The sequence below is a fragment of the Methanoculleus sp. UBA374 genome (genome assembly GCA_002508705.1).
GTDB lineage: Archaea > Halobacteriota > Methanomicrobia > Methanomicrobiales > Methanoculleaceae > Methanoculleus > Methanoculleus palmolei.
In genome coordinates this window covers 43,620-63,280 of record DAYL01000013.1, presented here as the reverse complement: position 1 = coordinate 63,280, position 19,661 = coordinate 43,620, and the positions used below count along the sequence as shown (strand labels likewise).

20 protein-coding genes are annotated in these 19,661 nt (G+C 61.1%); 17 read left to right on the top strand and 3 right to left on the bottom strand.

What is annotated here, in order from left to right; genetic code table 11:
* Positions 1-33: 33 nt before the first annotated feature.
* Entirely contained in the window at positions 34-1,365 is a 1,332-nt protein-coding gene (locus BRA42_RS03800) for a cobyrinate a,c-diamide synthase (RefSeq protein WP_292409962.1), read from the bottom strand.
* 130 nt (positions 1,366-1,495) lie between these two features.
* Between BRA42_RS03800 and BRA42_RS03795 the strand changes: the two genes are divergently transcribed.
* The 6 genes from BRA42_RS03795 (at position 1,496) to BRA42_RS03770 (ending at position 7,155) form a co-directional block, all read left to right on the top strand.
* Complete coding sequence (locus BRA42_RS03795) at positions 1,496-2,188, top strand: energy-coupling factor ABC transporter permease (protein ID WP_292409965.1); 693 nt, start codon at positions 1,496-1,498, stop codon at positions 2,186-2,188.
* Complete coding sequence (locus BRA42_RS03790; protein ID WP_292409967.1) at positions 2,185-2,475, top strand: energy-coupling factor ABC transporter substrate-binding protein; 291 nt, start codon at positions 2,185-2,187, stop codon at positions 2,473-2,475. The genes BRA42_RS03795 and BRA42_RS03790 overlap by 4 nt, the downstream gene beginning before the upstream one ends.
* A 34-nt stretch (positions 2,476-2,509) precedes the next feature.
* Positions 2,510-3,286: a cobalt ECF transporter T component CbiQ gene (cbiQ, locus tag BRA42_RS03785; RefSeq protein ID WP_292409970.1), complete on the top strand. Its 777-nt coding sequence runs from the start codon at positions 2,510-2,512 to the stop codon at positions 3,284-3,286.
* Entirely contained in the window at positions 3,283-4,488 is a 1,206-nt protein-coding gene (locus BRA42_RS03780; protein WP_292409972.1) for an energy-coupling factor ABC transporter ATP-binding protein, read from the top strand. Before cbiQ ends, BRA42_RS03780 begins: the two co-directional genes overlap by 4 nt.
* A gap of 90 nt (positions 4,489-4,578) precedes the next feature.
* Positions 4,579-6,078 (top strand): pyruvate kinase, encoded by a 1,500-nt coding sequence (pyk, locus tag BRA42_RS03775; protein WP_292409974.1) that lies wholly within the window; start codon positions 4,579-4,581, stop codon positions 6,076-6,078.
* Between the two features lie 87 nt (positions 6,079-6,165).
* Positions 6,166-7,155, top strand: coding sequence for a cation diffusion facilitator family transporter (locus BRA42_RS03770; RefSeq protein WP_292409976.1), 990 nt, complete (start codon positions 6,166-6,168; stop codon positions 7,153-7,155).
* A gap of 99 nt (positions 7,156-7,254) precedes the next feature.
* On the opposite strand, the gene BRA42_RS03765 is transcribed toward BRA42_RS03770, so the two are convergent.
* Both BRA42_RS03765 and BRA42_RS03760 read right to left on the bottom strand, forming a co-directional pair.
* Positions 7,255-7,803 carry a diacylglycerol/polyprenol kinase family protein gene (locus BRA42_RS03765; RefSeq protein ID WP_292409978.1) on the bottom strand — a complete coding sequence of 183 codons (549 nt, stop codon included), beginning with the start codon at positions 7,801-7,803 and terminating at the stop codon, positions 7,255-7,257.
* 75 nt (positions 7,804-7,878) lie between these two features.
* Positions 7,879-8,145 (bottom strand): hypothetical protein, encoded by a 267-nt coding sequence (locus BRA42_RS03760; protein WP_292409980.1) that lies wholly within the window; start codon positions 8,143-8,145, stop codon positions 7,879-7,881.
* A gap of 462 nt (positions 8,146-8,607) precedes the next feature.
* Here BRA42_RS03760 and BRA42_RS03755 point away from each other — a divergent pair, with 462 nt between their 5' ends.
* From BRA42_RS03755 to BRA42_RS03705, 11 genes are all read left to right on the top strand, one after another.
* Positions 8,608-9,327 carry a small multi-drug export protein gene (locus BRA42_RS03755; protein ID WP_292409982.1) on the top strand — a complete coding sequence of 240 codons (720 nt, stop codon included), beginning with the start codon at positions 8,608-8,610 and terminating at the stop codon, positions 9,325-9,327.
* Positions 9,328-9,816: 489 nt separating this feature from the next.
* Positions 9,817-11,382, top strand: a complete 1,566-nt coding sequence (locus BRA42_RS03750; RefSeq protein ID WP_342770731.1) for an ABC transporter substrate-binding protein — start codon at positions 9,817-9,819, stop codon at positions 11,380-11,382.
* A 198-nt stretch (positions 11,383-11,580) separates the two neighbouring features.
* Positions 11,581-12,345: a class I SAM-dependent methyltransferase gene (locus BRA42_RS03745; RefSeq protein WP_292409986.1), complete on the top strand. Its 765-nt coding sequence runs from the start codon at positions 11,581-11,583 to the stop codon at positions 12,343-12,345.
* Positions 12,346-13,896 (top strand): ABC transporter substrate-binding protein, encoded by a 1,551-nt coding sequence (locus BRA42_RS03740; protein WP_342770730.1) that lies wholly within the window; start codon positions 12,346-12,348, stop codon positions 13,894-13,896.
* A gap of 10 nt (positions 13,897-13,906) precedes the next feature.
* On the top strand, positions 13,907-14,668 hold the full coding sequence (locus BRA42_RS03735) for a class I SAM-dependent methyltransferase (protein ID WP_292409990.1): 762 nt from the start codon (positions 13,907-13,909) through the stop codon (positions 14,666-14,668).
* Between the two features lie 4 nt (positions 14,669-14,672).
* Positions 14,673-15,614: an ABC transporter permease gene (locus BRA42_RS03730; protein ID WP_292409991.1), complete on the top strand. Its 942-nt coding sequence runs from the start codon at positions 14,673-14,675 to the stop codon at positions 15,612-15,614.
* The gene (locus tag BRA42_RS03725) at positions 15,607-16,503 is read left to right on the top strand and encodes an ABC transporter permease (RefSeq protein ID WP_273259219.1); all 897 of its coding nucleotides are present in this window, start codon (positions 15,607-15,609) and stop codon (positions 16,501-16,503) included. The genes BRA42_RS03730 and BRA42_RS03725 overlap by 8 nt, the downstream gene beginning before the upstream one ends.
* A complete protein-coding gene (locus BRA42_RS03720) occupies positions 16,500-17,438 on the top strand; it encodes an ABC transporter ATP-binding protein (protein ID WP_292409995.1) in 939 nt (312 codons plus the stop codon). The genes BRA42_RS03725 and BRA42_RS03720 overlap by 4 nt, the downstream gene beginning before the upstream one ends.
* Positions 17,417-18,136: an ATP-binding cassette domain-containing protein gene (locus BRA42_RS03715; protein ID WP_292409997.1), complete on the top strand. Its 720-nt coding sequence runs from the start codon at positions 17,417-17,419 to the stop codon at positions 18,134-18,136. Before BRA42_RS03720 ends, BRA42_RS03715 begins: the two co-directional genes overlap by 22 nt.
* A 146-nt stretch (positions 18,137-18,282) precedes the next feature.
* Positions 18,283-19,221 (top strand): DNA adenine methylase, encoded by a 939-nt coding sequence (locus BRA42_RS03710; RefSeq protein ID WP_292409999.1) that lies wholly within the window; start codon positions 18,283-18,285, stop codon positions 19,219-19,221.
* 88 nt (positions 19,222-19,309) lie between these two features.
* Entirely contained in the window at positions 19,310-19,660 is a 351-nt protein-coding gene (locus BRA42_RS03705) for a transposase (RefSeq protein WP_292410001.1), read from the top strand.
* Position 19,661: the final 1 nt, after the last annotated feature.

Genomic DNA, 19,661 nt, shown 5'->3' with positions numbered 1-19,661 from the left:
TTTTTCCGCACCGGCGAAGCACGAGGACCCGTCCTATACCCGCCGGTATGTCCCGGCGGCCCGCACCAGCGTTTCTGCGAACCCCTCCGGGAAATAAGCGTGGGTGTACTGCCCGACCACGTTCTGGACGGTGAGTCCGTCCCGGCCGTTGCAGATTCCCCGGCCCCGGAGGAGTTCCAGGGCAAATCTCGTATCGGAAGCGCAGTCAAGACGGGAGTAGTGAAATTCGTGGCCCCGGAAGGTTGAACCCGGTGCAAGCACCGGCGAACCGCCGACAGCCCGGGCCTCCACGTAACCGAGGGCCTGGATGCGGTTCGTCATCGCGGCCGATGCCGGGAGGACGTCCGCCATCGGGTAATCGTCGTCGCCGACCGTGAGCCGCTCCGTGAGGTAGACAAGCCCGCCGCACTCCGCGTAGACCGGCATGCCGTCGTCGACCGCCCGGTGCACGTCCTCCCGGCACCGGGAAGACATAAGCGCCTCCGCGTGGAGCTCCGGGTAACCACCCCCGAGATAGAGGGCGTCGACATCCGGAAGCCGGTCCGCTATCGGTGAGAAGAAGACCGGCTCCCCCCCGGCCCGCCTGAGCCGGTCGAGGTTGTCGGCATAGTAAAAGCAGAACGCCGCATCGTTCGCGACGCCGATCCGGACTCCGACATCCGGCTTCTCCGTGGCCTCCGCCGGCGCAGGGAGGGGCGGGGCCGCCCGCGCGAGGTCCAGGACCCCGGAGAGATCGCACGTCTCCTCCACCACCGCACCGAATCCCGCCATCGTCCCGGTCTCAGCCGCCATCGCGAGGCCGAGGTGCCGGCTCCCGACGACGAGGTCGTCCCGCCGGGGGACCCACCCGTAGACCGGGAGGCTTTCCGTAGCCGCGATCAGCGCCCGATGACGGGGGCTCCCGACCCGGTTGAAGACAACCCCGGCGACCCGGACCCCGGGATCAAACTCCGCGTAGCCCCGGACAACCGCATGGACGCTCCGGGACGCCCCTTTTGCGTCCACGACGAGAAGGACCGGGGCGTCGAGGATCTTCGCGACGTGTGCCGTGCTCGCGACGTCGCCGCCATCGATCCCGTCGTAGAGCCCCATCACGCCCTCAACGACGGCGACATCGGCGCCGGCACATGCCCGGACGAATGTCTCCCGCACCCCCGCCTCCCCCATCATGAACGGGTCGAGATTGCGCGACACGCGGCCGCAGATGGCCGAATGGTGCGTGGGATCGATGAAGTCCGGACCCACCTTGAACGGCTGGACGACAAGCCCCCGGGCGGCGAGCGCCGCCATCAGGCCGCTTGCGAGCGTGGTCTTGCCGCAGCCGCTATGGGTTCCCGCGACGAGAACTCTCGAAATCGAACGCATATCACTCCAGTAGTGTTGAATATCGCAGGGGATAAATATGACCGGGAATAACTAACATATACCAAGGTAATTTGCACTAAAACAAGTGATCTGGATGGGCCGTTGCTATGGCGGTCCAGGTGGAGAAATCATGCATATTATGGAAGGATTCTTACCAAGCCCCTGGTGGGAGATATGGTTCCTCGTCTCCCTGCCCTTCATCATCATCGGGCTCTACCAGGTGAACAGGCTCGTCAAGGAAAAACGGGAAACCCTGCCGCTCCTTGCGGTTGCGGGCGCCTTCGTCTTCGTTCTCTCCTCGCTCAAACTCCCCTCGTTCAACGGGAGTTGCTCCCACCCCACGGGAACCGGGCTCGGCGCTGTCCTCTTCGGCCCCTTCGTCGCCGCCGTCCTCGGGCTGATCGTCCTCATCTTCCAGGCGGTCTTCCTCGCGCACGGCGGGATCACCACCCTCGGGGCGAACGTCTTCTCGATGGGAATCGCAGGTCCGCTCGTCGCGTACCTCGTCTATAAGGCCGGGACTCGAATGGGGGCGAACACCTATGCGACGGTCTTCGTTGCCGCAGCCCTCGCCGACCTCATCACCTACGTCGTCACCTCGATCCAGCTCGCGCTCGCGTTCCCGGGAACCGTCGGGTTCTTCGGGGCCTTTTCGGCCTTTGCCGCAATCTTCGCCGTCACCCAGGTCCCGCTCGCCATCATCGAAGGTGCGGTCATTGCGCTGGTCTTCAAGTACATCGTCCAGCTCAAGCCCGAGATCCTCACCCGCTTAAACCTCCTCCCTGAGGCGACTATCCAGAAACTCCGGGAGGCCGCGGCATGAAGTACGGCATGGAGATCGCGGTCGTCGCGCTCATCCTCATCTTTGCCGCTGTCTTCCTCGTCCAGGATGCCGCGATCCGGGCTTCCGGGGAGGAAGCCTGGGGCGGGGCCGACGGCGAAGCCGCCGAGCTCATCGAGTCCTCCGGTTACGAACCCTGGATCGAGCCCTTCTGGGAGCCCCCGAGCGGTGAGATTGAGTCGCTCCTCTTCGCCCTGCAGGCCGCCGTCGGTGCGATAGTCATCGGCTACATCTTCGGCTACTGGAAGGGCAACAGAAAAACCGCCTGATTTTTCTGGTTGTACCGCAAGATAGGAGACACAAATGCATGAGGTGCTCGAAGACTTTGCCCAGGAAAACGGTCTCCGTCAGGTAAGCCCGGCTCTCAAGCTCCTTATCGGGCTTGCGAGCATCCTCCTCTGCATCTCGTCTCCCGGCCCCGTCGCCCCTCTTCTGGTCGCGGCCTCGATGAGCGCCTCAATCCTTATCCTCGCAAAGATCCCCGCGCGATTTTACGCCCGCATCCTCCTCATCCCGGTCTCGTTCGCGGTGATGAGCATCGCCGTGGTTCTCTTCATCACCGGGAGCGGGACGGTGCTCTTCGAGGTCCCCGGCCTCCCCCTTGCAGTTACGGCGGACGGTGCGAATCTCGCCGTCCTCCTCCTCGCCCGGGTCTTCGGGGGCATGTGCTCGCTGTTCTTCATCGCGCTCACGACGCCGATGACCGAGGTCTTCGATATCTTCCGGAGGCTCCGGGTGCCCGCCGTCTTCATCGATCTCGTCATGCTCACCTACCGGTTCATCTTCATCCTCATCGAGGAGGCCGGCCAGATCTACCGCTCGCAGGTGATGCGCCTCGGCTACGGCCGGTTCCGGGAGTCGGTGCATTCGTTCGGGATGCTCTCCGGGGCGCTCTTCCTCCGGACCTGGGAGAGCGGCGAAGCCCTGGTCCTTGCGATGGACGCACGCTGCTACGACGGGAAATTCGGGATACCCGGCGAAACCCGGCCGGTATCCGGCCTCGCGCTCGCAACGACCCTGATCTACATCGGCGCCGTCGCGGGCGTATCGCTCCGAACCGGAGGTCTGACACTCATATGACGACACCACTGCTTGAAACCGACAACGTCACCTATACCTACCCAAACGGTCCGGCCGCCCTCACCGGAGTGAGCGTCCGGATCACTCCCGGGTCAAAGACCGCCATTGTCGGCCCGAACGGTGCCGGAAAATCGACGTTTCTCCTGATGCTCAACGGGATGCTCCGGCCCGCTTCGGGAGAAGTCCGCTTCTCCGGCCGGCCGCTCGCCTACGACAACCGGAGCCTCCGGGACCTCCGCCGGCGGGTCGGGTTCGTCTTCCAGAACCCCGACGTCCAGATCATCGCCCCGACCGTCGAAGCGGACGTGGCCTTCGGACCGGTGAACCTCGGCCTATCGCCCGACGCCGTCCGGCGTGCCGTCCGGGACGCGCTCGGCTACGTCGGGCTCCGGGGTTACGAGAAACGGCCGCCCCACCACCTCTCCGGCGGCGAGAAGAAACGGGTTGCCATCGCGGGCATCCTCGCAATGGAACCGGCGGTCCTTGTCTTCGACGAGCCGACCAATACCCTCGATCCCGCAAGTTCCGAAGAGGTGATGGAACTCCTCGACGAACTCGCCGCCGGCGGCCGGACGGTGCTGATATCCACGCACGACGTAGAACTGGCTTACCGCTGGGCCGACACAATCATCCTCATGGAGCACGGGCGCGTCCTCGCCTGCGGGCCGCCGGAAGAGGTCTTCTCGGATCACACCCTCCTCGCGGCCGCCAGGCTGAAACCGCCCGCCCTCCTCGACCTCTACAACGAACTCGGTCTCCGGGGAGTCATCGACCGGGGCGTTCCCCCGAAGAGCGTGCTTGAGTTCACCGACAGGATCGAACGGGAGACGCGCGGCCGCGCCCCGGCTCGGGACAAAACCGGAAAGATCTACCTCTGCAACGCCGACAGGATCGGCGGCGACGAACTGAAGGCGTTCATCGAGCGGAGCACGGCCGAGCACGTCGGGGCGATGGGAACCCGTGCCAAGGAGTTCGCCAACCGGGAGCGGATTCTTCTCGAATACACCTACGGCGTCATCGACAAGTGCATCTTAAAAGCCCTCATCGGAGAAGACTCGCTCATCATCACCACCGGAGGCATGATCGAGCACGTCCACCGCCGCATCGGCGAATACAGCGCCGAGAGCGGACAGGCACTCGCGGTGATCGCGGTGCAGGAATCGGAGAGTCAGAGACCCGTCCGGGTCCCCTCCCGCGGGTGAACCCTGCCGCATTGCCCAGGGATACGTCCGCACCCGGCATGTCCGCACCCCGGGCGAAGGTTAATCCGGTGCCGGTACCCGAAGGGTACTATGATGCTCGAAGAGGTAATTCATCAGATATCGGAGCAGACGAAACGGAAACGGATGAGCCTGCCCGACCACAAAACAAAGATCGTCTGTACCATAGGACCCGCATCCCGCTCACAGGAGGTGCTCGTCCGGATGATCCGGGCCGGTATGAACGTCGCCCGGCTCAACCTCTCCCACGGGTCGTTCGACGAGCACCGGGAGAACATCAGGAACATCCGGACCGCCGCGGACGAAGTCGGGCTCCCGGTCACGATCCTGATCGACCTCCCGGGACCAAAGATCCGGATCGGCGACCTCGCTAAAGAGCCCATGGAACTTCGCAAGGGAGAGACCGTCACCCTCACGACCGCCCCGGTTCAGAGCGATCCCGACCAGATCCCCGTCGATTTCGAGCAGTTCCCGCAACTGGTCGCGCCGGGAAGCATCATCTTTCTCAGCGACGGGTTCCTTCAGCTCCGGGTCGACGAGGTCGGGGAGAACGACGTCCGGGCGACGGTGATCATCGGCGGGCCCCTCCTCTCGCGCAAAGGGATGAGCCTCGTCGGCGGCGGCGGGATCGTTGCACTCAGCGCCGTGACCGACCGGGACCGCGAGTGCATCGACTTCGGGCTTTCCGAGGGGCTCGACACCTTCAGCATATCCTTCATCGAGCGGGCGGAAGATGTCCTGAAAGCCCGGGAGCACGCGGCCCTGTCGGGGAAGTCCGTCAGGGTGATAGCAAAGATCGAGCGGCAGGAGGCGCTCACAAATCTCGACGAGATCCTCCGGGAGACCGACGGAGTCATGATCGCCCGGGGCGACCTCGGGGTCCAGATTCCCATCGAGGAGGTCCCGACGGTGCAGAAGCGGATAATCCAGAAGGCCAACATCCTCGGTCGGCCGGTGATCACCGCGACGCAGATGCTGATGTCGATGACCGACAACATCCGGCCCACCCGGGCGGAGGTGACCGACGTTGCAAACGCCATCCTCGACGGGACGGATGCCGTCATGCTCTCCGAGGAGACGGCCATCGGGAAGTACCCGGCCGAGACGGTCGCGATGATGGCAAAGATCGCCCGGTCGACCGAGGAGAAGCGTTCGACCGTCGGGGCGGTGTGCAGCCCGCTCGAGTACTTCCGGCAGGGGAGGGGGCGGGAGAAGATCACCGTCAACGACGTCGTCTCCTTAAACGTCATCGAGGCGCTGGATGCGCTCGGCATCCGGTTCGTGCTGACGCCCACGCGCTCCGGGAGCACGCCGCGGAGCATCTCGCGGTTCAAACCCGATGCCTGGATCCTTGCGTTCACCCGGAACCCGGGAACCCTCAAGTTTCTGGCGTTCTCCTACGGGGTCTGTCCGTTCCTGATCCGGAGCGAGAAGGAATACTGGCACGGGGCGATCCTCGACTCAATCCGGGACTCCGGTCTGATCGGGTCCGGCGAGCGCGTGGTGCTCACCGAAGGGGTCTCTCCCGGGCGGGAGGGGACCGACTCGCTCATCATCCTCACGGTCGGGTGATGGAGGGAACACTGCCAGAGACCCTTCTGGACTCCCCCTTCGGGCATGAAAAACCCTATCCCGGTGGAGGGCGAACACTCATCAATCATGGGAGGGGTCGTTCTGGGCGGATTGGACGCACCGGGACGGGACGGCGTGCTGAAAGAGAAGACCGCACGCCTCTCGGTCGCGTCCAACACGCTTCTCGTCGTGACGAAACTGGCGGCCGGGATCGCGATCGGCTCGGTCGGGCTCATATCCGAGGCAATCCACTCGGGCATCGACCTGATAGCAGCGGCCATCGCCTACTTCTCCGTCCGGGAGTCGGCCCGGCCCCCCGACGAGTGTCACACCTTCGGTCACGGGAAATACGAGAGCATATCCGGCCTTCTTGAAGCGGTCCTCATCCTCGTCGCCGCACTCATCATCATCAATGAAGCAGCGCAAAACCTTCTCGGCGGAGAAGAGACGCTGAACGTGGAGGCGCTAGGACTGGGTATCGGGGTCATGCTGCTCTCGGCCGGAGTAAACTTCTACGTCTCCTCCCGGCTGATGCGAGTGGCAAAGAAAACCGAGTCGATCGCGCTTGAAAGCGATGCCTGGCACCTCCGGACGGACGTCTACACCTCTATCGGGGTCGTGGCGGGGCTCGTTCTGATCCGGCTGACCGGTCTTACGGTCCTCGATGCCCTCATCGCGCTCGCGGTCGCCGTCATCATCCTGAAGGCGGCATTCGACCTCATCCGGCGTTCGTTCGAAGACCTCGTCGACCGGAGCCTGCCCCCGGAAGAGGAGGCCCGGATCCGGGAGATCATCAACGAGCACTGCTCGGCAGTCATCAACTTCCACCGGCTCCGGACCCGCCGTTCGGGGCCGAACCGGTTCGTGGACCTCCATCTCGTCGTCCCGAAGACCGCAACCCTCGAGGAGGCGTACGGGATCGTGAAACATATAGAGACCGACGTCAAGCGGGAGTTCCCCCGGACAAGCGTTACGATCCGGGTCCAGCCCTGCACCGGAGAGGACTGCTCTGCCTGCGGGGTCTTCACCACCTGCCCGGTGTGCGACCACCGCACGAAGAGGTTAGCGGAGCATTAATCACGCCCTCAATCTCCGGCAAACCCGGGTCCAGCCTCATAATCTTTGGGCATGCAGATACAGTCCCCGATGGACCGGTTCGACGGTTCCGCCACTGCTTCAGAGCAGTACCGTAAGGGTGAGGCAGGCCACGACCGGGACAACGAGGTTGTCGTCCACGGGGCTCACCAGTTCGGCAAGGCCCGTGACCGCGGCCGTCGCCAGAGCGGCCGCCGGCGGGACGAGGAGGCAAAGGGCGGCCGTCGTCACCGCGACACCCGCAAGCGTCCCCTCAAGGGATTTATGGTTGTAGATCCGGGTCCTGCCGAACCGGACGCCGACGAGGGTGGTGACGCTGTCGAGAAGCGAGAGCACCACGAGCCCGGCGAAGGCTATCTCTCTGCCGAAGAAGAAAAGGCAGAAGAGCGCCCCCAGAGCGAAGAAAAGGGCCCCTTTGCCCGGAACGGCATCCCGCCGTTCAAGACCCGCAATGACCCAGGAGACGACCGGAATGGTGTAGCCCCGGGCGACGGCGTCGGAGAAGATGAACCCCACAAAGAGCGTGAGTATGAGGACGGTGAGGGTGATGTCGCGGTCGAAGAAGTGGACAAAACCCGCGATCCCGAGGCCGAAGACAAGATGGACGACCTGCCGGAGCGACTCGTTCATCTGCAATGATAGGCGCCGAACCGGTTAAATCCTCTGCAAGCCGGTGCAAGCCGCGCCGGATAAGCGGCCCGAGACTCACGGGGAACGGCACTTTCGGATAAATTCCCGGGCTTCCTCGTCGGTGATCGCATAGGCTGCCTGGGCGTCGAACGCGACCGCACGGAGGATCACCGCGACGTCGTCGAGGCGGCGCTTGTGGTCGCCGCGAACGTGCTTTCTCACCTCGCGAAGGGTTTCGAGCGCGGTCCCGACATTGGCGATCGTGCATAAGGCACTCTCCCGGGTACCGGGATCGACGATGGGAAGGGTGCGGGGCGACCGGGTAACAGGAACAGGAGTCATACTCCCCTATCCTCACCCTCCGGGAACTTGAACCTGCTGGAACCCGCTCCGACAATGTCTTATCCCGACGTCCCAAACCGTCAACTACCCCCCACTGAAGTGGGGGGCATGATACCGTAGGTGGCACCATGCTCTTTAGGGGCTTCACGATTCCACCTCTCCCCCGATGTCGGGGGAGCGGACCGCAATAGGCCGGTTGACAGCGGCCCTGGCAGCAATGTCGCTGCACTGTGGTGTCGTTTGCGCCAGGTGTATAGCCGTGATCCGCAGGAGATGCTCCTGCTTCGTGCCTTCCATAGCGCAACAAACATCTGTTGGACTTCCTCCGTCATTAAGTATACCCATGCGCGGGGTGAAAGTATAACGAGATATGCGAAGGGCCGATTCCTCCCACAACTTAAGTCGCAGGAATCCTCGGCCCACTATCTTGAACGGTAGATCCTCCCTCCCGGGCGACGATCCATGACCACAGACGACCATACAACCGAGACCTCCGGACAGGGCCGCTGGAAAACCCTCCTTATGCATCCCTGCATCATAGGTGCCCTGAAATTCACCCTCCCGCTCGCCATCATCCCGGCCGTCGTTACGGCCCTTTACCTGACCGAGCCCTACGAACGGTTCCTCATCATGTCCGGGCTGATCATCGCCTATTTCATTCCTCCCGCCGGGCATGAGACGATCATTCCGCTCGCGATCCTGGCGGGCTACTCCTGGTGGCTCATCACGGCCGTGATCTTCCTCCTTGACGTAGCCGTCTCCCTCTTTGTCGTCTGGAACTTCGACCTGGCACTGAAGGTCCCGCTCGTCGGCCGTCTGCTTGAGAGCGGGATGACGATAGCCCGAGACTACATCGAGAGCCAGGCATGGCTACGGCGGTTTTCGACGGTCGGACTCACTCTCCTCGTCTTTGTCCCGCTCCAGGGGACCGGGGCGATGAGCGGATCGGTCCTCGGCCGGCTGCTTGGACTGGCAGAGTTTCGGGTCTTTTGCTGCGTCTGCATCGGGTCGCTCGCCTCCTGCCTCGTCTTCGCCCTCGGGGCCGACGTACTTCTGAATATCTACCGGGATGATCCGATGCTCGGCACCGGGATTCTGGCCGCTATCGTCGTTGTCGTCCTCGCGGCGGTCGCAGGCTGGTGGGTCCACGGGAGGAGACTCCGGGAACGGCGTCTTTCGTAACCAGGCAGAATCGAACCGGTCCGTGAACGGGGAGGCACCGCGACCGAACGGCAAGACGAGTTCATGCTATGATGTTGCCCCGGAACGCCGGAGGGAACACCCATTCACACCTCGGTGCTCACGCTCACTGTGCTCGCGCCTCGAAGGCTTTTAGCCCTCTCGATTACCGTTGTTTCACCGGATATGACCTTTCCCCCGGCAAACACATGCGAAAATGCTCTAAGCCATGGGGGATCTTCGATCATCGGATATTTTAAGCAGATCCTAACAAAAGGTCGTAATTATCCGCAATAGCAAACCGGTTTTTCATATTAATTCTTGAATTCATCACATCAATTATCATTAAGATATAATTTAGTAAAATTTATGACCGGTGGATCTCAATAGAAACCATACTCTGTAAGGGCGAGATCCCGGACAATTGCCATGTTGACGGGTCTTTTCCGTGTACTCCCGCAGGGACAGAGTTGACGATAGAGAGGTAAAACAATGAGAAAGACGTGTGGATTGTTCATCGTTCTGATTCTGGCGGCAGGCATGCTGGCCGCCGGGTGTACATCGACCCAATCGTCCGGGCCGGGTCCGGAAAACACCCTTGTCGTAGGGGAGATGTGGCGCGTGTCGTCGATCAATCCCGGAGACGGGCACGGCGGGGGCACTTTCATCACGGAGAAGGCAATCGTGACCGAGACCCTTGTCGGGGCGGACGCCAACTTCACCCTCGTGCCGAACCTTGCCACCGCCTGGCGGCAGATCAACGACACGACGTGGGAGTTCGACCTCAGAGAAGGGGTGCTGTTCCACAACGGGGAGGAGATGACCGCCGAGAGCGTCGTGTTCTCTCTGGACCGGGTCGCCGAAAGTTCTCCCGGCACCGCAACGCTTCTCGACTACAACTCTTCCGAAGTGGTGGACCGCTATACTCTCCGCATCCACACAAACACGTTGAACCCGCTTGTACCGGGAACGCTGCACTATCCGGACACGGCGATCATCCACCCGGATTCATACGATGCCTCCGGGAAGTTTATAACGCCGATCGGAACGGGTCCGATGAAACTTGAGTCCTTCGACGAACAGACCGGGGAGGTTGTCGTCGTCAAGAACAGCGAGTGGTGGGGCGGAGAGCCCGGTCTTGATCGGATGATCATCCGCGGCTACGAGAGTCCGGCAACCCGGGCAATGCTTGCCGAGAGCGGAGAGGTCGATTTCACCGTCGATCCGCCCTATAGCGAGGTTGATCGTCTGGACGCTCTCGACGGGGTTCACGTGGAGAAGTACAACACGCCGAGGATCTACAAACTCGACGTCAACCTGAACCGCCCTCAAATGGACGATAAGAACGTTCGTAAGGCGATATCCCACGCAATCGACCGCGACGGGATCGTCGACAACGTCCTCTACGGGGTAGGGAGTCCGGCCGGAGGCGTCTTCCTCCCGACGATGACCTGGGCGAACACCACCCTGAAACCCTATACCTACGATCCGGCGCTTGCAAAGCAGTATCTTGCAGAATCGGGGTGGACCGACACGGACGGCGACGGATACGTCGACAAAGACGGCAAGAACCTCAAGGTGAAGGTCGTGACCTATACCGAGCGCCCGGGACTGCCGCCGATGCTTGAAGCCATTGCGGCAAACCTCAAGTCCGTCGGCATCGAAGTCGAGACGCTCTCGATGGAAAACAGCGCTCTGACCGTTGCCATGGCCGACGGCACCTGGGACCTCTATCTCTCCGCGACAAACCTTGCGATGGTCCCCGACCCGGAGTATGTCCTGAAGGGCTGGTACACCACCACCGGGTCCAGCAACACGGCGGGCTACAGCAACCCGGAGGTCGACCGCATGATCATAGAGGGGCACAATATCAGCGATCTTGACGAACGCTACGACCACTTCCGCCGGATCGAGGCGATCGTCTACGATGACCTGCCGACGATCAACGTCGCCTATTACGGCGTCGCCGTCGTCATGAAAGATACCGTAAACGGCTACAAGTTCGATCCGACCGCACACGACTACCGGATCGATCCGTTCATGTCCATCTCGGCATGAACCCATTTTTCGATCGCAAAGAACCGGGAAGGGCGGAAGCATGAAGGAAGAAAGTTCTCAAACAGAGCGGCGGGAATGCCCGCTGCCCGCGTAACCGTAGGAGACGCGAAGATGAAGATACCGACGACGGATTTATAGAATCTGTGAGCAAAAAAGACCGTTGAAGCGAGTAATTAGGGATTTTACAGGAGAGAGAACATGGACGACAACGCGATGAAATCGCACATTGCACAGACCTGGAGTGCGGAAGCCGGATACTATGACAATCATGTGTCTCACGGGGTTCAGACCGACGAGGAGAAAAAACTCTGGATGGAGGTATTTTCCGCACTTCTCCCCGGAAACGCTCTGCACATTCTGGATGTCGGATGCGGGACCGGTGCGATGGGGCTCATTCTTGCCGGGATGGGGCATACCGTCGCAGGGATCGATCTCTCAGAAGGCATGATGGCGATCGGCAGAAAAAAAGCGGAGGAGCAGAACCTTCCGATGACATTTCTGACGGGAGATGCCGAACACCCGCCGTTTGAACCGGAGACGTTCGATGCGGTCATCAACCGCCACCTGCTCTGGACGCTTCCCCACCCGGAGACGGCACTTGCATCCTGGCATCGGGTGCTAAAGCCCCGGGGCGTCGTGATGGTCATCGACGGCGTCTGGGACGACGGGTCTTTCGGTGCGAAAGTCCGCCGCGGCGTAAGTTCCGGAATCGCCCGGATCGTCGAAGCCCATCCCCACGGCGACAAGGGGTACAGCGATGAGGTGCGCGCCGCTCTGCCCAACCTCGGCGGCGTTCCGGAGGAGACCGCACGCCGGTATCTGACCGATGCAGGGTTTGGAGATATCGCGGTGCAGGATCTTGCCCGCATCCGGGAGAATCAGCGCAAACGGCTGAAGTGGTACGAAAAGATCAACCCGAGAGGCACCTACTACCTGATCTCCGGCAGGAAAGGAATCGAGTAAATGAAGACGACACCCCTGCTCTGTATGTTCGCGGCGGTTTTTCTCTGCATTGCCGCGGCGGGATGTACCGACAGTAACGCCGAGAAAAACGTGCTGGTCGTCGGAAATCATAAGATGGTCGACGCACGCGAGCTGGATCAGGGCACCGGCACCGGAACGCTGATCACCGAGAAGATCATCATCACCGAGACGCTCGTCGGTACCGAGGAGGACTTCTCCCTTAAACCGATTCTTGCCGAGAGCTGGAAGATGATCAACGACACCACCTGGGAGTTCAAACTCCGGGAGGGTGTGAAGTTCCACAACGGCGATGAGATGACGGCCGAGGACGTGAAGTTCTCCATCGAGAACATCAACGCCAAACAGCCGGGCAGGACAACGCTGCTGGACTACAAAGGCTCCGAGATCGTGGACAGGTACACCCTCCGCATCCGGTCCAACGAGAAAAACCCGTTGCTGCCTGCGGCGCTTCACTCCCCGGATACCGCAATCATCAGCCCGAAATCCTATGACGCTGCGGGAAATTATGTCGGTACCATCGGGACCGGTCCGATGAAACTGGAATCCTTCAACGAGCAGACCGGTGAGGTCGTTGTGGTCAAACACACCGGGTGGTGGGGCGGTACGCCGACACTGGAAAAGATCATCACCCGGGGCTACCCGAATCCCGGAACCCGTTCAATGGTCCTGGAAAATCACGATGTCGACCTTACCTTCGACCCGCCGTACAGCAGCGTCGACCGGCTGGATGCTCTTTCGGGGGTTGAGGTGCTGAAGTTCAACACCCCGCGGACCTACAAACTCGATCTAAATATGGACCATGCTCCGCTCGACGATCTGAACGTCAGAAAAGGGCTGGCATATGCAATCGACCGGGAAGGGATCGTGGACAACGTGCTGTACGGTGTCGGCGATGCGGCAGCAGGACCGTTCCTGCCGACGATGACCTGGGCGAACACCACCCTCGTTCCCTACACGTATGATCCCGCTCTCGCGAAACAGTATCTCGCCGAAGCCGGCTGGAAGGACACGGACGGCGACGGATACATCGACAAAGACGGAAAGAAGCTGAGCCTCAAACTGCTCACCTACACCGAGCGGCCCGGTCTTGTGCCGATGCTTGAGGCAATCTCCGCCAACTTAAAAGACGTAGGTGTTGAGGTGACGGAGGTTGCCATGGAGACGGGGGCTATCTCTCCCATGCTGAACGAAGGCGACTGGGACCTGTACCTGATCGCAGCGAACCTTGCCATGGTCCCGGACCCGGAGTATGTTTTAAAGACCTGGTACACAACCGACGGAACTACAAACCGCGGCCATTACAGCAATCCGGAAGTCGACAGACTCGTTGCGGAGGGCCACAACCTCACCCTCCCGGAGGAGCGGTATGCCTACTTCCGCGATGTTGAGGGCATTGTGTACGATGATGTTGCGACCATCAACATCGCCTACTACGGTGTCGCCATTCTCATGTGGGACAATGTGCAAGGGTTCGCCTACGACCCGACGGCACACGACTACAAGCTCAGTCCGTTCATGACGGTATCCTGAGGGGGAGACGATGGAGGACAGCGAGATCAAATCCGGCATCACCAGCAAGTGGGATAAGAGTGCAGACCGGTACGACCTGCATGTTTCCCACGGTGTGCAGACGAAAGAGGAAAAAGATCTCTGGATGGATGCATTCCTGAAAATTTTACCGGAAGGAGATCCCCTCTCCATTCTGGATGTCGGATGCGGTACCGGCGCGATGGGCTTGATCCTCACGGAGATGGGTCATGACGTCACCGGCATCGATCTTTCGGAGGGTATGATGGAGGTCGGCAGAAAGAAAAACGCCGATCGGGGGCTTTCGATGATCTTTCGGGAGGGGGACGCGGAAAACCCGTCGTTTGCAGATGAGAGTTTCGATGCGGTGGTCAACCGCCACCTTCTCTGGACGCTTCCGCATCCGGATGTCGCCCTTGCGTCGTGGAAGCGCGTGGTCCGGCCGGGCGGCCGGGTCATCGTCATCGATGGTGTCTGGGACGACGGAAAGACAACGACGAAGATCCGCAGAACCGTAAGTCAGGTTCTTGGTAAGGTTTTTGATCCCCTCTCTACGCCGTCTTCATACGATGAAGAGGTCTCGGCCGCCCTGCCGAACCTCGGGGGCGTTCCGGAGGATACGGCACGAAGATACTTTGCGGATGCGGGTCTTACAGACATTTCTCTGGAAGACCTGATGCATATCCGCGAGCATCAGCGGCGATATCTGAAATGGTACCAGAAGATCAACCATCACTGGTGCTATTATCTCATTTCAGGAACGAAGCAGGCGTAAAGATATGCATCACTACATCATCAAACGCACCGCATACCTCATTCTGACGCTGCTGATCGCGTCGATCTTTACGTTTGTGGTAGTGAACGCCACCCCGGGCGAGCCGGCCGAGGTTCTCGCCCGGCACCTGTATCTCGGGCTGGAAGAGGTCGCCCCTCCGGAACTGATCGCCGAGGTCTCCGGCCGCTACAATCTCGACAGGCCGCTGCTGGAACAGTATCTCGATTGGATGGGGGGTGTTCTTCACGGGGACCTGGGCTACTCGATCCTGTTCAATAAACCGGTGGATAAATTGCTGATGTTGTATCTGCCGCCGACACTTCTGCTGACGACCGTATCCATGACATTTGCCGTAGTTTTCGGTCTCTTCTTCGGCATCTGCTCGGCGCTGCACCAGAATAAAATCCCGGATCACCTTATCCGGATAGCAACGATCTTCTTCGTCTCAATGCCCGGGTTCTGGGTTGCCGTCATGCTGATGCTGGTCTTCTCCATCTGGCTTCGCCTGACACCCGTCGCCGGATACGGCGGCCCGCAGTTCATCGTCCTGCCCGCGATCGCTCTGGGCCTGCATACCATGGCCTCCATCGCCCGGATCATGCGGACCAGCATGCTCGATACGATGGAGAAACCGTTTGTGGTGTTTGCAAAAGCAAAAGGTCTCCCGGGCCGGCAGGTGCTTCTCTCCCACGCCTGTAAAAACGCCCTGCTGCCGGTGCTGACGGTCGTCGGCATGTCGTTTGGCGCCCTGCTTGCGGGTTCGGTGGTGATCGAGACGATCTTCGCGTGGCCCGGCATCGGGAGCCTGTTGATGAAGGCCATCTCCGCCCGCGATCTCGTGCTGATCGAGAGCACGATCATGGTGATCGTGCTTCTCTTCTTGCTCGTGAACTTCGCAATCGACCTGCTCTACCATGCAATCGACCCGAGGATTACCTATGAGTGAAGTGGGCAGCGCGAGAAAACTCCGGAGATGGCGGGCATCCGTCCTTGAATCGGACTGGTATTCCCGGCTGATGCAGCGACCCGGTCTGCAGGTGGTGCTCGCACTGCTCGCGACGGTAATCCTCGCGAGCGCATTTGCGCCGATGCTTGCGCCGCAGGACCCGAACGCCACCGACCTCTACGGGAAAAATCAGGGTCCGTCCGCCGCCCATATCCTTGGAACGGATTATCTGGGCCGCGACCTCTTCAGCCGGGTGATCTGCGGCCTGCAGACCTCGATGACCATCGCCCTGACGACGATCGCCGCGACATTCGTCATCGGGACCGCCATCGGCGGCTACTCGGGGTACAGAGGGGGTTGGGTCGACAACGTCGTCGCCCGGGTGATCGATGTGTTTCTTGCGTTTCCGTCGATCATTCTTGCTCTCGCCCTGATCACTCTCCTCGGTTCGGGCATCGTGAACATGATCCTGATGCTTGCGGTAGCGCAGTGGGCTTCGTTTGCCCGGCTGATGCGGGGGCAGGTTCTTTCTGAGAAGAACCAGGAGTATGTTCTGTCCGCACGGGCGTCGGGGCTTCCGGGCTGGTGGATCTTGACGAAACACATCATGCCGAACTGCATTATGCCGGTGGTTGTCCTGGCGACGATGGACCTCGGACATACGATCCTGACGATCTCGACGCTGTCGTTTCTTGGGCTCGGCATTCCGCCGTCGATCCCCGAATGGGGCTCGATGATCAATGCAGGTCTGGACTCCATGCGGACTGCGCCTCTGAACGTGATCGTACCGGGCATTGCGATCACGATCGTAACGCTGCTCTTCAACCTCGCAGGGGAGGGACTGCGGGATATCACGGACCCGAAGTCCGACGGGGAAGGATCGCTATGAAGATCCTCGAGGTGGCCGGGTTGAACGTGACGTTTCCGACCCGCCGGGGAATGATCCGGGCTTCGCAGAACGTCGGTTTCTCCGTCGACAGAGGGGAGATCTGCGTCCTTGTGGGCGAGACCGGGTCCGGTAAGTCGGTCATCGGCCAGGCGATCCTGCACCTGCTGCCTAAGACGGCGGTCGTCTCGGGCAGCATCCGCTACGGAGGGCAAGAGATCCTCTCGATGAGCGAGGCGGCGTATGCACATCTCCGGGGCCGTGAGATCGCACTCATCCCGCAGAACCCGAGCGGGTCGCTGGACCCGCTTATGCGGTGCGGCCGGCAGATCGCCGAGGTTCTGGAGTGCCGCGAAGTCCCTCGGGAAAGACTGAGCGGGGAGACCGGCCGGATTCTCTCGTACCTGAACTTCCCGGACCCGGAACTGACGGCGGCGTCCTATCCGCACGAGCTCTCGGGCGGCATGCGCCAGCGGTTGACGACCGGCATCGCGCTTGCATCGGAGCCGCGGCTTCTGGTGGCGGACGAACCGACGAAGGGTCTGGATTACGCGGCACGAAACGCTTCGATCGCGATGTTTCGTACGCTGAAAGAGAAACGACACGACTCAATCCTGATGATCACGCACGATCTGGAACTTGCCCGGCTGATCGGCGATACGGTCGGTGTCCTGTACTCCGGGGAACTTGTAGAGTTCGGGCCGACGGCGGAGGTCTTCGAGGAACCCGGGCACCCGTATACGAGAGGGCTGATCGCGGCGCTGCCGAAGAACGGCATGAAACCGATGCCGGGAATCTGTCCGGGGCTCTCCCGGCTGCCGAAGGGGTGCTACTTCCGCGACCGCTGCCCGCACCCCTGCACCGAAGGTGAGGGTTTCCACCCTGCGATGCTGGACGTCTCGGGGAGGTGGGTGCGGTGCAGCCACTTCTCCGCGTAGAGCGTCTCCACAAAACCTACGGCCACGGGGACATCTTCCGGGACGTGAGTTTCACGCTGGACGCCGGGGAGACGATCGGGCTATTCGGGATGAGCGGGTCGGGCAAGTCCACGCTCGGCCGCTGTCTCCTGCTGCTCGAACGGCTTTCGGGAGGGAAGGTTTTCTTCGAGGAAATCGAGATCTCCAGGCTCCGGGGCCGACGCCTGGAGGCGATCCGGCCCGGGATGCAGATGATCTTCCAGCACCCGGAGGTCTCGCTGGACCCCCGGATGCGGTTGATCGAGAGTGTGACCGAGCCGCTTGTCTACCACCGTGGGCAGGAGCGGGAAGAGGTCTTTGAGGAACTCCAGCCGCTGGTTGAGGCCGTCGGTCTTCGGCCCGATCAGTTCTACAGTTATCCGAACCAGCTCTCCGGCGGGGAGATCCAGCGGGCGATGATGGTGAAGATCTACTCGCTCTCTCCGAAGTTGATTGTCGCCGACGAACCGACGTCGATGCTGGACATGTCCGTGCAGGCGCAGGTGCTCTCGCTGATGAAAGACCTCCAGCGGAAGAACAACACGGCCTCCGTCTTCATATCGCACGACCCCGAGGTGATGCGGGTGATGTGCGACCGCGTGGGCGTGCTCTCGAAGGGAGCGTTTACCCTGCTGGATATGGACGCGTTCTCCGGGTATGCGGATGGGCTCCGGCAGTGAGGCTCCCCGACGGGGGCGGACGGGCCGAGCTCAACCGTCTCTACTGTCTCTATCGTCGTTCGGCCGCGGGATACAGACAACACTAATGTGTTTCAAAGCAAACTTCTGGAGGTACAAAAAAGCACCCACGCCGACGGAAGAGACTGATGACAGCACCCACCGTGCGACCGTTCCTCAAATGGGCAGGAGGAAAGACGCAACTCCTTGATGCGTTCACCGGAAGGGTCCCGGGAGAACTCAAGACGGGGGCCCTCCCGGTCTTCGTCGAACCGTTTCTCGGCGGAGGGGCGGTTTACTTCCATTTTAACAGCATCTTCAGGTTCCGGGAGTGCCATCTCTTCGACATCAACGAGGAACTGGTCCTCGCGTACAACGTTGTAAAGAACGATGTTTCTGGCCTCATCAGGTATCTAAGTGAGATCTCGAATGAATTTCTCTCGGAGAACGATGCCGGGCGGAAAGAGTATTATTACCGCATGCGGGAGGCATTCAACCGCGCGAGAGGAGAGACCGACTTCAGGCGTTACGACAGCGGATGGATTGAACGGGCCGGGCAGTTCATCTTCCTCAACAGGACCTGCTTCAACGGCCTCTATCGGGTAAACTCCCGCGGGGGGTTTAACGTCCCGTTCGGCAGGTACCGTAACCCGAAGATCCTGCGCGCAGACCTGCTCCGGGCCGATTCCGCTGCACTCCGGAATACGACCGTTCATCTCGGTGATTTTACGCAGTCGGAACCTTACGTATCGGAAGACGCCTTCGTCTACTTCGACCCGCCGTACCGCCCCCTGAACCGGACGTCGTCGTTCACGCAGTATTCAAAGACCGGATTTACCGATGAGGACCAGAAGCGCCTTGCGGCATTCTACGCACGGTGCGACGCCAGGGGTGCGAGACTGATGTTGAGCAACTCCGATCCGAAGAACAGCGAGCCAGGCGACGGATTCTTTGACGAACTCTACGCCGACTATCACATCGACCGGATTCCGGCGAAAAGGATGATCAACTGCGATGGGAGGAAGCGGGGCGAGATCTGCGAGATCATCGTCACGAACTACGATCCCCAAAACTCCGGAGAAGGATAACGCTCCGGCAAACGATTTTCGGGGACCGGAACCCCGGAGGATCCGGCCATCCCACAAGTATAAGACCCTCCGGTCGATATGAAAATTCATGGTATTCCGGGAGATCGACGACGACCTCTGGGAGATCGTTCAGAGACATCTCCCGCCCCAGAAACCTCACATCGGCCGGCCCCGCCGAGATCCTCGACACCTCTTCAACGGGGTCCTCTATGTCCTCACCACGGGGTGCACCTGGAGCGATGTGCCGGGGAAGTACGGGACGAAATCGACGGTGCACCGCTACCACCTCGAACTCTGCGAACGGGGAACATATCAGGCTATCTTCCTCGACCTCCTCCGGTCGGGCTACTGGTTCTGGAAGGGAGAGACGAGCGGCCCGTGCGCCGCAGAAGACGGCGGCTCCAGACCGGGACTGAGGGGCGCCTCACCCCCGGATTGAA

Excerpts from the sequence above, each read along its gene's own strand:
- cbiQ (WP_292409970.1), top strand. The coding sequence starts at position 2,510 with ATGCATGAGGTGCTCGAAGACTTTGCCCAGGAAAACGGTCTCCGTCAG.
- BRA42_RS03730 (WP_292409991.1), top strand. The coding sequence starts at position 14,673 with ATGCATCACTACATCATCAAACGCACCGCATACCTCATTCTGACGCTG.
- BRA42_RS03705 (WP_292410001.1), top strand. The coding sequence starts at position 19,310 with ATGGTATTCCGGGAGATCGACGACGACCTCTGGGAGATCGTTCAGAGA.
- BRA42_RS03795 (WP_292409965.1), top strand. The coding sequence starts at position 1,496 with ATGCATATTATGGAAGGATTCTTACCAAGCCCCTGGTGGGAGATATGG.
- pyk (WP_292409974.1), top strand. The coding sequence starts at position 4,579 with ATGATGCTCGAAGAGGTAATTCATCAGATATCGGAGCAGACGAAACGG.
- BRA42_RS03740 (WP_342770730.1), top strand. The coding sequence starts at position 12,346 with ATGAAGACGACACCCCTGCTCTGTATGTTCGCGGCGGTTTTTCTCTGC.
- BRA42_RS03710 (WP_292409999.1), top strand. The coding sequence starts at position 18,283 with ATGACAGCACCCACCGTGCGACCGTTCCTCAAATGGGCAGGAGGAAAG.
- BRA42_RS03780 (WP_292409972.1), top strand. The coding sequence starts at position 3,283 with ATGACGACACCACTGCTTGAAACCGACAACGTCACCTATACCTACCCA.
- BRA42_RS03800 (WP_292409962.1), bottom strand. The coding sequence starts at position 1,365 with ATGCGTTCGATTTCGAGAGTTCTCGTCGCGGGAACCCATAGCGGCTGC.
- BRA42_RS03725 (WP_273259219.1), top strand. The coding sequence starts at position 15,607 with ATGAGTGAAGTGGGCAGCGCGAGAAAACTCCGGAGATGGCGGGCATCC.
- BRA42_RS03765 (WP_292409978.1), bottom strand. The coding sequence starts at position 7,803 with ATGAACGAGTCGCTCCGGCAGGTCGTCCATCTTGTCTTCGGCCTCGGG.
- BRA42_RS03755 (WP_292409982.1), top strand. The coding sequence starts at position 8,608 with ATGACCACAGACGACCATACAACCGAGACCTCCGGACAGGGCCGCTGG.
- BRA42_RS03720 (WP_292409995.1), top strand. The coding sequence starts at position 16,500 with ATGAAGATCCTCGAGGTGGCCGGGTTGAACGTGACGTTTCCGACCCGC.
- BRA42_RS03760 (WP_292409980.1), bottom strand. The coding sequence starts at position 8,145 with ATGACTCCTGTTCCTGTTACCCGGTCGCCCCGCACCCTTCCCATCGTC.
- BRA42_RS03735 (WP_292409990.1), top strand. The coding sequence starts at position 13,907 with ATGGAGGACAGCGAGATCAAATCCGGCATCACCAGCAAGTGGGATAAG.
- BRA42_RS03790 (WP_292409967.1), top strand. The coding sequence starts at position 2,185 with ATGAAGTACGGCATGGAGATCGCGGTCGTCGCGCTCATCCTCATCTTT.
- BRA42_RS03770 (WP_292409976.1), top strand. The coding sequence starts at position 6,166 with ATGGGAGGGGTCGTTCTGGGCGGATTGGACGCACCGGGACGGGACGGC.
- BRA42_RS03750 (WP_342770731.1), top strand. The coding sequence starts at position 9,817 with ATGAGAAAGACGTGTGGATTGTTCATCGTTCTGATTCTGGCGGCAGGC.
- BRA42_RS03745 (WP_292409986.1), top strand. The coding sequence starts at position 11,581 with ATGGACGACAACGCGATGAAATCGCACATTGCACAGACCTGGAGTGCG.